The 11,958-nt window shown below is 73.4% G+C and carries 10 protein-coding genes and 1 pseudogene; 6 read left to right on the top strand and 5 right to left on the bottom strand.

Translation table 11 applies throughout. The annotated features are described in order from the left end of the window. Positions 1-3: 3 nt before the first annotated feature. Positions 4-948 carry an EamA family transporter gene (locus ABZ321_RS49870; RefSeq protein ID WP_344506325.1) on the bottom strand — a complete coding sequence of 315 codons (945 nt, stop codon included), beginning with the start codon at positions 946-948 and terminating at the stop codon, positions 4-6. Between the two features lie 42 nt (positions 949-990). Further along, complete coding sequence (locus tag ABZ321_RS49865) at positions 991-1,887, bottom strand: class I SAM-dependent methyltransferase (RefSeq protein ID WP_354903457.1); 897 nt, start codon at positions 1,885-1,887, stop codon at positions 991-993. Positions 1,888-1,934: 47 nt separating this feature from the next. Between ABZ321_RS49865 and ABZ321_RS49860 the strand changes: the two genes are divergently transcribed. Beyond that, positions 1,935-2,495, top strand: a complete 561-nt coding sequence (locus ABZ321_RS49860) for an XRE family transcriptional regulator (protein WP_344506327.1) — start codon at positions 1,935-1,937, stop codon at positions 2,493-2,495. Positions 2,496-2,670: 175 nt separating this feature from the next. Here the strand turns inward: ABZ321_RS49860 and ABZ321_RS49855 are convergent, their stop codons facing one another. Then, positions 2,671-2,799: a hypothetical protein gene (locus ABZ321_RS49855; RefSeq protein WP_344506328.1), complete on the bottom strand. Its 129-nt coding sequence runs from the start codon at positions 2,797-2,799 to the stop codon at positions 2,671-2,673. Between the two features lie 102 nt (positions 2,800-2,901). On the opposite strand from ABZ321_RS49855, the gene ABZ321_RS49850 reads away from it, so the two are divergent. From ABZ321_RS49850 to ABZ321_RS49835, 4 genes and pseudogenes are all read left to right on the top strand, one after another. Then, a complete protein-coding gene (locus ABZ321_RS49850) occupies positions 2,902-3,435 on the top strand; it encodes an SAV_6107 family HEPN domain-containing protein (protein WP_344506329.1) in 534 nt (177 codons plus the stop codon). Between the two features lie 1,846 nt (positions 3,436-5,281). Then, positions 5,282-5,860 (top strand): annotated as a pseudogene (locus tag ABZ321_RS49845) (hypothetical protein); the annotation flags it as partial. 85 nt (positions 5,861-5,945) lie between these two features. Next, a complete protein-coding gene (locus tag ABZ321_RS49840) occupies positions 5,946-7,484 on the top strand; it encodes a DNA polymerase Y family protein (RefSeq protein WP_344506330.1) in 1,539 nt (512 codons plus the stop codon). Beyond that, a complete protein-coding gene (locus ABZ321_RS49835; RefSeq protein WP_354903455.1) occupies positions 7,484-10,807 on the top strand; it encodes an error-prone DNA polymerase in 3,324 nt (1,107 codons plus the stop codon). Before ABZ321_RS49840 ends, ABZ321_RS49835 begins: the two co-directional genes overlap by 1 nt. A gap of 4 nt (positions 10,808-10,811) precedes the next feature. Here ABZ321_RS49835 and ABZ321_RS49830 read toward each other — a convergent pair whose 3' ends face one another. Together ABZ321_RS49830 and ABZ321_RS49825 are read right to left on the bottom strand one after the other, a co-directional pair. Continuing rightward, a complete protein-coding gene (locus ABZ321_RS49830; RefSeq protein WP_344506332.1) occupies positions 10,812-11,210 on the bottom strand; it encodes a hypothetical protein in 399 nt (132 codons plus the stop codon). Next, positions 11,203-11,568, bottom strand: coding sequence for a hypothetical protein (locus tag ABZ321_RS49825; RefSeq protein WP_344506333.1), 366 nt, complete (start codon positions 11,566-11,568; stop codon positions 11,203-11,205). Before ABZ321_RS49825 ends, ABZ321_RS49830 begins: the two co-directional genes overlap by 8 nt. Positions 11,569-11,740: 172 nt before the next feature. On the opposite strand from ABZ321_RS49825, the gene ABZ321_RS49820 reads away from it, so the two are divergent. Continuing rightward, a partial coding sequence (locus ABZ321_RS49820; RefSeq protein ID WP_354903453.1) for a hypothetical protein occupies positions 11,741-11,958 on the top strand: 218 nt, incomplete at its 3' end.

The raw sequence follows: 11,958 nt of genomic DNA, 5'->3' as shown, positions 1-11,958 counted from the left end.
ACTCTAGTTCGGGGCACCGACAGTTTCGGGGCGGCGCTGCTCCGCCTTCGTCTGGACGCGGGCGGTCTCGGCGAGCGCGACCCCGGCGAGGATCAGGACGCCGCCGCAGATCTGCGCCGCGTTCAGGTGCTCGTGCAGGACCAGCCAGGCCACGATGGTGGCGATCACCGGCTCCGACATGCCGATGATGCCGACGCTCGTCGGCGGCAGGTGCCGCATGGCGCCGGCGAGCAGCAGGTACGGCGCGATCGACCCGCCGACGACGATGTAGATCAGCAGCAGCCACACGGGCACGCCGTGGGTGGTGACCGTGGTGCGGGCGAAGTCGAAGTCCCACCACGGCCGGACCACCGAGCCGGCGAGCGCCGACACCGCGAACGCGTACGCGGTCAGCGACAGCGTGTCCCTGCTGGCGACGCCGCGGGCGCTGAGCAGGTAGTAGACGGCGAGCAGGACGGCGGCGGCGAGTGCGGCGGCGACCCCGACCGCGTCGAGGCGCAGCTCGCCCCAGATCTCCGCGACGCAGGCGAGCCCGCCGAGGCTGGCGGCGAGCCCCACCCACAGCCGGGGGCGGACCCGGTGTCCCTGGACGAAGCGGGCCCACAGCGCCACCAGTACCGGCGCGGTGTATTCGAAGAGCAGGCTGATGCCGACCGGAAGACGGCCGATCCCGACGAAATAGAGCATGGGGACGAAGAAGAAGCCGGCCAGCCCGTACGCGACGAGGATCGGCACCTCCCGTCCGGTGATCCGCAGCCGGGACGGCCGGAACGCCAGCGCGAGCGCGAACAGGCCCAGCGCCGCGCCGCCGGCCCGCAGCGTCGTGAGCTGCGGCGCGTCGATGCCGGTGCCGGCGGCGAGCTTGGCGACGGTGCCGTTGACGGCGAACAGGAAGCTGCCGGCGAGGACCATCGCGGCGCCGGTGGCGGGCCTTGGCTGGTGGGTCACCCGCAGAAGATACAGGTCAGGTGCGGGTGGGGATGACGCCCCTTACGGCGTGGCGATCCAGGCGGTTCGCCGTGCCTGCACGGTGAGGTCCGGCCGCGTCGGTACGACCTCCGCCAGCGCCTCCAGCGCGGTCAGGTCCTCGGGGCTCAGCTTCCCTTCGAGCCCTTGACGGAGGCGGCGCAGGGACGTCTGCGCGTAGCGGCCGGTGGCCTCCGGCAGCGGCGGCTCCAGGTCGATCTCGAAGCGGCGCTGCGCCTGGACGGTGAACCCGGCGGCGCGCAGCAGCGGGCCCCAGTCGGCGCCGAGGTGCGGCATGTCGCCGGCGCGCATCGCGGTGACGGCCTCGTGGCAGCGGGTCTCGAGCTCGTCGCCGGGCAGGAACCGGGGGAACGCGTCCATCTCGAACGCCACGAGGTGGCCGCCGGGGCGGATCGCGCCGCGGATGCGGGCCAGGCTGGCGACGGGGTCGGCCAGGTGGTGCAGTGAGTTGGCCGCCCACACCAGGTCGGCATCTGCGGCCTTCGTACCGTCAGCGCCCGTACTGTCGGCGCCGTCGAGGTCGGCCTCCACGGTGCGGATCCGGTCGGCGAGCCCCGCGGCGTGGGCCTTGTGCCGCAGGTACTGCAGCATCTGCGGCGACACGTCGACGGCGGTGACCGTCGCACCGGGGAAGCGGCGGGCCAGCGCGAGGGTGCCGGCGCCGGTCCCGGCCCCCAGGTCGAGCACGGTCGCGACGTCGCCGGTCTGCTCGTGGACCCAGGCCATGACCTCGGTGAGGTGCTCGTGCAGCACCTCGGCGTCGAGGTCCAGGATGTCGGCGAGGTCCTGGTGGTCGTGCTGATGGGCATGGTTGTGGGCGTGTGCCTGGTTGTGGGCGTGGCCGTGTGCCTGGTTGTGGGCGTGGCCGTGCGCGTGGCTGTGGGTGTGGTTCTGGGGCATGGCTTGACCATAGCCGCGCTTTGCTGTCACGGCATACAATCTTGCGTATGACGCAAGACGGTGAGCTCGACGGCCTCGTTCGCAAGCGGATCCGCGGGCTGCGGGTGGCCAAGGGCTGGTCGCTCGACGACCTCGCCTCGCGCTGCTACCTGAGCCCCTCCACGCTGAGCCGGATCGAGACGGGTCACCGGCGGATCGCTCTGGACCAGCTCGCCCCGATCGCCCGCGCGCTCGGGACCACGCTGGACCAGCTCGTGGAGTCCGTCGACGACGAGGACGTGGTGATCCGCCCCCGGCGCGACGAGGCGCACGGCGTGACCACCTGGATGATGACCCGGGAGCCGGGGCCGCACGGCGTCTCCGTGGCCAAGATGCGCATCACCCGGCCGGTGCCGGAGGAGCTGCGGGTGCATCCGGGCAAGGACTGGTTCACCGTGCTGTCGGGGACCGTCGTGCTGCGGCTGGGGGAGCGGACCATCCTGGTCGAGCCGGGTCAGGCGGCCGCGTTCTCCACCATGACGCCGCACGCGTTCGGCGCCCACGACGGGCCGGCGGAGATCCTCTGCGTCTTCGACCACGACGGTCAGCGCAGTCACCTGCACGAGTGACCGTGCGAACGGATGTTCGAAAAATCTGCCCGCGTCGTGGCGACTTTCCCGGCACCCGGGTGTAGTCTTATCTCAGTCGAACGAGTGTTCGAACTGCTTCGGGAAGACGATTCGCGGCGTTCTTCCCGAGCGCGGTCCGCGACACCGCGGAGGCCGGATTTTCGCGGGTCTGGCCTCAGGTGGGGTCGCTGCTCGCCGCCCACGACCCCCGGGCGGCGGGCAGCGGCCCAGCCGGCCCGCCGGTCGGGGGTGGTGTGGGGAAGCTCCACGCCCGGCCGGCGGGGTCGCGCCGTTCGACCGTCACGTCCGCACGACCCGCGTGTCACCGCTACTCCCCCAGCGGCGGCCCGCACGCACCACAGGGACCCAGAGCGGGACCCACCGACGCACCACAGAGGGAGAGACCATGCCGGCGAACCGTTCGACCCAGCCGTCCAACGTCAGTCGATTCCCGACCGCTCCGGCCACCGCTCCGGTCACCGGCGCGGCTGGTGGTGTGTCCCGGCAGCAGCTTCCGGTTCCCGCGCACGCGCTTCCCCACCGCACGCCGCGGGAGCTGTTGACCCTCGCCCGCCGAGGCCTCGAAGAGGCGGCGGAGATCCGCACCGACGGCATGCGTTATGCCACCGCCCACCTCGCCGCGCTCCGCGCCGCCGCCGCCGTCCTCGCCGCCAGGGCCGTGCCCGCCGCGCCGGGCCGCCGCAGCAAGGTGACGAGCGTCTGGTCGCTGCTGGTGCTCGTCGCGCCCGAGCTGAGCGACTGGGCGGCCTATTTCGCCGCCGGCGCCAGCAAGCGCTCCGCCGCGGAGGCGGGCATCCCGCGGGTGGTCACCGCCCGGGAGGCCGACGACCTCATGCGCTCCGCGGAGCAGTTCATCGCCGTGGTCGAGGTCGGACTCGGCTTCTCGTATCAGCCCAGGCTCGAGGGCCTCGCCAGCTGACCCGCGGCCGTGCCAGGACAGCGCCGCCGGACCAGGCAGCCACCGCTCGGCCCACCGTCCGGCCTGTCCGGTCTCGGCGGATCAGCCGGTCCGGTCGGATCAGCCGGCCCGGCGGGACCAGCCGGACCACCCGGACCGCCGGGACCAGTCGCTCCGCCGAGACCGATCAGCCCGCCGAGGCCGGTCGACCCGCTTCGACCGCCGGGACCGCCTGGATCACCCGGACCGCTTGGACCCGCCGATCCGCTTGGACCCGCCGATCCGCTTCGACCGCCCGGATCGCCTGGACCACCGGATCGCCTGGACCACCGGATCGCCTGGACCACCGGATCGCCTGGACCACTTGGGCTGACCGGGTTGCTCAGGAACGGCCGGAGTGAAGAGGCAGACCGGTCGGCCTGATCGGCCGGGATGGTTGTGCTGTTCGGTCGGTGGGGTTTCCGGTGGGTGATCGCCCGCCTTCGTCGTTTCCGTTGCAACTGGCCACGGATGGCCTCGGTACGCCCACGCCCAGCCGGTTCCGAAGTGGAGGCGGCTCGGCACGGCGTCGAAGAACCCGGTGAAGCCTTGAACCACGACTCCCTTGAGCTGCGGCGTTCGGTCCGCGGGCCGCAGGTCTCGACGCTCGGCGTTCATGCCACGGGTGCCGGGTCGCCGGGTCGGTCGCGTCCGCCGTCGTGGTGCCCGGGACCCCTGCTGCCCGGGCCTGGCATGGTCCGGTCCGCCACCGTGCCGCGCGGTCGCGGCCGGTTGCCGGTCGGCGGCGGGTTCGGGGCTGCGTCCTCGCGTGGTCGAGGGTTGCCGGGGTGTGCGTCCGGTCGGGCCGCAGCGCCGCCGGTCGGGACGGCGAGGGGGTTCGGATGCCGGACCGGGTGGGACGACGCTCCGGACGACGAACGTTGCGGGACCGGCTTGATCGAAGGAGGAATCTGGCTGCCGGCATCGCCGGATCTGGCCTTCGATCATGGTGAGACCGGTGGACTGGGCGGCGGTGGACAAGGTGAACGGGCCGCCTGTCCGGGTCGTGCCGGTCGCGGTGCCGGGTCGGTGCTGAGCGGAGGCGTGGAGTGGTGCTCCGCGATCTTCCGAAGGGTGGCGATGTATCGCGTGACATCTGTGGCGCGGCGGGTGCACTGACCTGGGACAGCGGGTCGTGGGACCGGCTCGGGTCAGGGGCTGGCAGGGCAGTGGGGACAGCGTCGTGTCAGGGGCGCCGGAGCGGTGGGCCGGGTGCGGCGGGGGAGAACGGTTCGACAGTGGGGGAGCAGGTGCCGTGGCTGGCACGTCGGCTTCGGCGGCCGCCGGGTCCTATGACGCACGCGTCGATGGCGACGTCGTGAACGGGGCTGCGGGCGCGAGCGACGCTGCCCTCCGGCGGGGGCTGCAGTCCGTCCCCACCCTCGACGCCGACGCCGCGGTCGAGACAGCTCCGGAGGCGCAGGGTGCCCATGGCGTCCGCGAGGCGCGCGCCGGCGGGTCGGCCGGGCAGCTGCGGGTGGTCGGAGAGCGGCGAGGCGACGGCGAGGAAGCCGGGCGGAAGCTGGCCGGGCTGATCAGAGCGGGTGTGGTGCGTCCGGCCAGCGAGCACGCCACCGGGAGCGGGCGGGGGTCGGTCGGGACGGGGGTGGCGCGGTCTGCCAGTGAGCACGCCACCGGGAGCGGGCGGGAGCTGGTCGAAGCGGCCGACGTCGACGCCGCGGTCGAGGTGGCTCCGGAGGCGCAGGGTGCCCATGGCGTCCGCGAGGCGCGGGGTGGCGGGTCGGCCGGGCAGCTGCGGGTGGTCGGGGAGCGACGAGGCGACGCAGACACAGCCGGGCGGGGGCTGGCCGGGCTGGTCGGGGCGGGGGTGGTGCGTCCGGCCAGTGAGCACGCGGCGGGGGCGGGGGTCGGGAGCGGGAAGGTGCTGCCGGTGCTGGCGGGGCTGCGGGCGTTGCTGCCGGGTGGGGGGCTGCGGCGGGGGGCGACGATCGCGGTGCAGACGTCGTCGGTGCTGCTGGCGTTGCTGGCGGCGGCGAGCCGGGCCGGGTCGTGGTGTGCGGTGGTGGGGATGCCGTCGCTGAATCCGGTGGCGGCGGCGGAGATGGGGGTGGTGCTGGAGCGGCTGGCGCTGGTGCCGGACCCGGGAGCCGAGTGGGCGAGCATCGTCGCCGCGTTGCTGGACGGGGTGGACATCGTGGTGGCGGCGGTGCCGGGGGCGGTCGCGCCGGCGGTGGCGGGGCGGCTGGCGGCGCGGGCCAGGCAGCGGGGCAGCGTGCTCATGCCGGCCGGGGTGTGGGCCGGCGCGGACGTGACGGTGGCGCCGGTCCAGCAGACCTGGGGCGGGCTCGGCGAAGGGCGGGGGCGGCTGCGCTGCCGGGAGCTGACGATCCAGGCCCGCGGCCGGGGAGCGGCGAGCGCCGCGCGCGAGGTGACGCTGTGGCTGCCGGCGCTGGAAGGGCCGCTGCCGCCCGTCCGCGACGCGAAGATGCCGCGCACCGCCCCCGCCGCCGGCCTGCGAAGGGTCGGCTGACATGGCGCCGGCGGAGCAGGCGACGCGGACAATGGTGATCTGGTGCCCCGACTGGCCGGTGGTGGCGGCGGAGATCGTGGACGGGTACCCGGCGCAGCAGCCGGTGGCGGTGCTGCACGCGAACAGGGTCCTGGCCACGTCGCCGGCGGCGCGGGAGGAAGGGGTACGGCGGGGCCTGCGGAAACGGGAGGCGCAGGGGCGGTGCCCGCACCTGATCGTGCTGGAGCACGACCCGGGGCGGGACATGCGGGCGTTCGAGCCGGTGCTCGCGGCGGTCGAGGAGGTCGCGCCGGGGGTGGAGACGCTGCGGCCGGGGGCGTGCGCGCTCGCGGCCAGGGGACCTTCGCGGTTCTACGGAGGTGAGGCCCAGGCGGCCGAGCGGCTCGTGGAGCAGATCGCGCAGCGGTGCGACGTGGAGGCGCAGGTCGGGGTCGCCGAGGGGACGTTCGCGGCGGGGCTGGCCGCGCGGGCCGGGGTGCTCGTGCCGCCGGGGGAGACGCCGGGGTTCCTCGCGGACCTGAGCATCAGCGCGCTCGGCCGGCCGCAGCTGGCCGACCTGCTGCGGCGGCTCGGGATCCACACGCTCAAGGAGTTCGCGGCGCTGCCGGGTCCGGACGTGCTGGCGCGGTTCGGGTTCGACGCGGCACTCGCGCACCGGCTCGCCGGCGGGCGGGACGAGCGGCCGCTCGCGCCCCGGCAGCCGCCGCCGGACCTGGACGTGACGGAGACGTTCGACGAGCCGGTCGAGCGGGTCGACGCCGCCGCGTTCGCGGCCCGGGGCCTCGCCGAGCGGCTGCACGAAGGGCTCCAGCGGCACGGGCTCGCCTGCACGCGGCTCGGGATCGAGGCGGTCACCGTCACGGGACAGGAGCTGCTGCGCACGTGGCGGCACGACGGGCTGCTGAGCGTCAACGCGATCGCCGACCGGGTCCGCTGGCAGCTCGACGGCTGGCTCAAGAGCAGGCACACCCCGACCGGGGGGATCGCGCGGCTGCGGCTCGTCCCCGAAGGGGTGCTGGAGCACCTCGGGCTCCAGCCGGGGCTGTGGGGCGAGGCCGGCGACGAACGCGACCGCGCCCACCGGGCCCTCACCCGCGTCCAGGGGCTCCTCGGCCCCGACGCGGTCCTCACCGCGGTCCTCGACGGCGGGCGCGCCGACAGCAGCCGGATCCGGCTCGTGGCGTTCGGCGACGAACGGGTCGCGCGGGGCACCGACGCGCCGTGGCCGGGGCGGCTGCCGTCACCGTCGCCGGCGACCGTGTACCGGGAGCCGCCGCCCGCCGCCGTCACCGACAAGGACGGGCAGCCGGTGCGGGTCAGCGGGCGCCTGGAGCTCAGCGGCGCCCCGGCGCACATCCAGATCGGCGGGGAACCGCAGCAGGTGATCGCGTGGGCCGGGCCGTGGCCGGTCGACGAACGCTGGTGGGACGACGAGGGAGCCAGCCGCCGCGTCCGGTTCCAGCTCCGGCTCGCCGACGAGCGGGCGGTCCTGGCCGTCCTCGAGGACGGCGCCTGGCGGGTGGAAGGACTCTACGACTGATGGGATTCAGCAACCCCGACATCCCCTGGCGGGAGTTCGAACGGAGACTGACGGGCAGGAAGGGTGATTACCACCCCGACGTCCTCGCCGCCGACGACGGCGACGGCGGTGACTCGCCGGCGTGGACCCGCAAACGCGAGGCGTACACGGCGCCCCCGCTGGAACGGCCCACCGACGCGGTCCCGTACGCCGAGCTGCACTGCCACACCAACTTCAGCTTCCTCGACGGGGCCAGCCACCCCGAGGAGCTCGCCGAGACCGCGGCCCGCCTCGGCCTGGAAGCCGTCGCGATCACCGACCACGACGGCTTCTACGGCGTCGTCCGGTTCGCGGAGGCGGCCAGGGAGCTCGACATCCGGACCGTGTTCGGCGCGGAGCTGTCGCTGGGGCTGCCCGGCCCGCAGAACGGCGAACCCGACCCGCTCGGCCGGCACCTGCTCGTCCTGGCGCGCGGCCCGCAGGGGTACGCGCGGCTCGCCCGCACCATCAGCGAGGCCCACTTCCGGGGTGGCGAGAAAGGCCGGCCGGTCTATGACCTGGAGGAGACCGCGGCGACCCTCAAGGACCACGCGCTGGTCCTCACCGGCTGCCGGAAAGGCCATGTCCCGGCGGCACTCCTGGAGCACGGTCCGGAACAAGCGGCGTGGGAACTGGACCGGCTCGTCACGCTGTTCGGCCCCGAATCGGTGGCGGTGGAGCTGACGTCGCACGGCGGACCGGACGACGACGAACGCAACGACGCCCTCGCCGACCTCGCCGCCGCGAGGAACCTGCCGACGGTCGCGACGAACAACGTCCACTACGCGACCCCGGGCCGCCGCCGGCTGGCGACCGCGCTCGCCGCCGTCCGCGCCCGGCGCAGCCTCGACGACATCGACGGCTGGCTGCCCGCCGCCGGCACCGCCCACCTGCGCGGCGGCGCGGAGATGGCGGCCCGGTTCGCGGCCTGGCCCGGCGCCGTCGCCAGGGCCGCCGCGTACGGGCGGGAGCTCGCGTTCGACCTGCAGCTCGTCGCGCCGCGGCTGCCGGACTACCCGGTGCCGCGGCCCGGCATGTCGGAGATGGACTGGCTGCGGCACCTGACGATGACGAAAGCCGCCGACCGCTACCGCGGCAACGCGAAAGCGCACGCGCAGCTGGAGCACGAGCTGGCCCTGATCGAAGAGCTGAACTTCCCCGGCTATTTCCTCGTCGTGTACGACATCGTCACGTTCTGCAAGGAGAACAACATCTACTGCCAGGGCCGCGGATCCGCGGCGAACTCGGCGGTCTGTTTCGCGCTCGGCATCACCAACGTCGACGCCGTCAAATGGGGGCTGCTGTTCGAACGGTTCCTTTCCCCGGAACGCGACGGGCCACCCGACATCGACATCGACATCGAGTCCGATCAGCGGGAAAAAGTCATCCAGCACGTGTACGAGAAGTACGGCCGGCACTACACCGCGCAGGTCGCGAACGTCATCTCGTACCGGCCGAAATCCGCGGTCCGGGACATGGCGAAAGCGTTCGGGCACTCGCCGGGGCAGCAGGACGCGTGGAGCCGGCAGGTCGAACGGTGGGGCGACGTGAGCACCGCCGACGTCGACGACATCCCGCCGCCGGTCCTCGACTACGCCAACGAGCTGCAGACCTTCCCGCGGCACCTCGGCATCCACTCCGGCGGCATGGTCATCTGCGACCGGCCCGTCATCGAGGTGTGCCCCGTCGAACACGCGAGGATGGAGGGCCGCACCGTCCTGCAATGGGACAAGGACGACTGCGCGGCCGCCGGGCTCGTCAAGTTCGACCTGCTCGGCCTCGGCATGCTGTCGGCGCTGCGCTACGCGTTCGAGATGATCGGCGGCGAGCTCGACATCTCCCTCATGCCGCTGGACGACCCCGAGGTCTACGACATGCTGTGCCGGGCCGACTCCGTCGGGGTGTTCCAGGTGGAGAGCCGCGCGCAGATGGCGACCCTGCCACGGCTCAAACCCCGCGAGTTCTACGACCTGGTCGTCGAGGTCGCGCTGATCCGCCCCGGCCCGATCCAGGGCGGTTCGGTCCACCCGTACATCCGCCGCAAGAACAAACAGGAGCAGGTCACCTATCCGCATCCGCTGCTGGAATCGTCGCTGCGCAAGACCCTCGGCGTGCCGCTCTTCCAGGAACAGCTGATGCAGATGGCGATCGACGTCGCCGGGTTCACCCCCGCCGAATCCGACGAGCTGCGTCGCGCCATGGGGTCGAAACGGTCGATGGAGCGCATGCGTCGCATCCGTCAGCGCCTGTACGAAGGAATGGCCCGCAACGGGATCGCCGGCCCGCTCGCCGACGAGCTGTTCGACAAGCTGTCGGCATTCGCGAATTACGGTTTCCCGGAAAGCCACGCGATGAGCTTCGCCTATCTCGTGTACGCGAGCGCCTGGCTGAAGCGCTACCACCCCGCGGCGTTCTGCGCGGCGCTGCTCAACGCGCAGCCGATGGGGTTCTACTCGCCGCAGTCGCTCGTCGACGACGCCCGCCGGCACGGCGTCAGCGTCCGCCGCCCCGACGTCAACCTCAGCGACGCCCAGGCCACCCTGGAGGCGCCCCTGCCGTCGGAGGTTCCTGTGGACGGGCCCGCAGGCTGGGGGCGGGGCGGGCCGGTCGTGCGGCTCGGGCTGTCCGCGGTCCGGTCCCTCGGCACCGCCGTCGCCGAGCGGATCGAGGCGGAGCGCACCGGCGGCGGGCCGTTCACGTCGATGAGCGACCTCGCCCGGCGGGCCGGCCTCACCACCCCGCACCTGGAGGCCCTCGCCACCGCGGACGCGTTCGCCGGGCTGGGGCTCAGCCGGCGGGAGGCGCTGTGGGCGGCGGGCGCGGCCGCGCGGGAGACGGAAGGGCGGCTGCCCGGCACGACCGGCGGCCTCGAGGCGCCGATGCTGCCCGGGATGGACGCCGTGGAACGCATGATCGCCGACGTGTGGGCGACCGGCCTGGCGCCGGACGCGCACCCGGCGCAGTTCGCGCGCGACTACCTCGACCGGATCGGCGCGCTCTGCGTGGAGCGGCTGCACACCGTCGAGCACGGGCGCAGGGTCTCCGTCGGCGGGATCGTCACGCACCGCCAACGCCCCGCGACCGCGGCCGGGGTCACGTTCATCAACCTGGAGGACGAGACGGGGATGCTCAACGTCACCTGCACGCCGGGGCTCTGGCAGCGGCACCGGAGAGTCGCCCGGACCGCGAACGCCATGGTCGTCCGCGGCGTCCTCGAGAAGGTCGAGGGCGTGCTCAACCTGCGGGCCGACCACCTGGCGGCGCTGAGCCTGCCGATCCGGTCGGCGTCCCGCGACTTCCGGTGACGTTTTACGCGGCTGGTTTGCCCGCTTTGGCCCGCAACAGCCACCACAGGCCGACGATTGGCAGGACGAGGGGGACGTAGCCGTACCCCTGGCCGTAGTCGGACCAGACGGTGGCGTCCGGGAACGCCGCGCCGTCCACCACGCTGAGCGTGCCGACGGTGAGGACGCCGAGCAGCTCGAACCCGCAGGCGGCGAGCGCGACCCGGCGGGCGCCGCGGGCCAGGGCGACGGTCGCGACGATGTAGACGGCCGCGGCGAGCGCCGACAGCGTGTACGCGAGGGGCGCGTCGCCGAACTTCGTCGCGATCTGCACGCTCGCGCGGGCGGACGCGGCGAGCGCGAACACGCCGTAGATCGCGACGAGGACCCGGCCGGGCCCCTTGTGGATGGTGTCCTCAGCCATTCCAGATCTGTCCGAGTCGCAGGATGAGCACCGGCACGATGACGGCGGCGCTGCCGATGAGCAGGGAACCCCAGCGGGTCGGCTCCATCCTGGCGAGGACGGCGCCGGCGGGCGGCAGGAGCACCGCCGTCAGCATGTACCCGACGAGGGTGACGACCTCGCCGCCCTCCTCGGGGCCTTGCCCGCGGGCGAGCCCGATGCCGAGCGCGACGACCTGCGCCAGCACGAGCAGCCCGACGACGCCCAGCCCCTGGAACAGCGGGCGGGTCGGCTCGCGGTGCCGGAAGAACTCGACGAACGCCCAGGCGGCGAGGGCGAGCGACAGCACGTACACGGCGACTGCCAGAGGCCCGATCACGGCCGACAGCGTAATCCGGCGCGCCCGGAGCGCCTGCCCCGGGCTGGGACTGTCGCCTACCTGGCACTGTGCTGGGCGGTGGCACGTTTCGGGGATTCAATGCTTTTCGAGAACGCCTAACGTCTTGGGTGACAGCAAGGCAACACGGACATCAGCGAGCTGGGGGATTGACATGAGCGAGTGGGACAGCGGCGACAGCGGCGACCACGGGTACGACGGCGGCACCGACTACGGTCACGTGGAGACCGGTGCGGACCACGAGTCGCTGAACCAGCTGCACGAGGTGAACGCGGCTGACAACAACTACGACTCGAACTTCGGCGTGTACGAGCAGGACTCCGCGTCGGCCGAGTCGACGTCGTTCGACCAGGGTCACCACGTGTCGGTCAC

The organism is Dactylosporangium sp. NPDC006015 (assembly GCF_040614215.1).
In the GTDB taxonomy this organism is placed as follows: Bacteria; Actinomycetota; Actinomycetes; order Mycobacteriales; family Micromonosporaceae; genus Dactylosporangium; species Dactylosporangium maewongense.
Note: the sequence above shows the minus strand (reverse complement) of the source record. Positions and strands in the feature narration are given on the sequence as shown.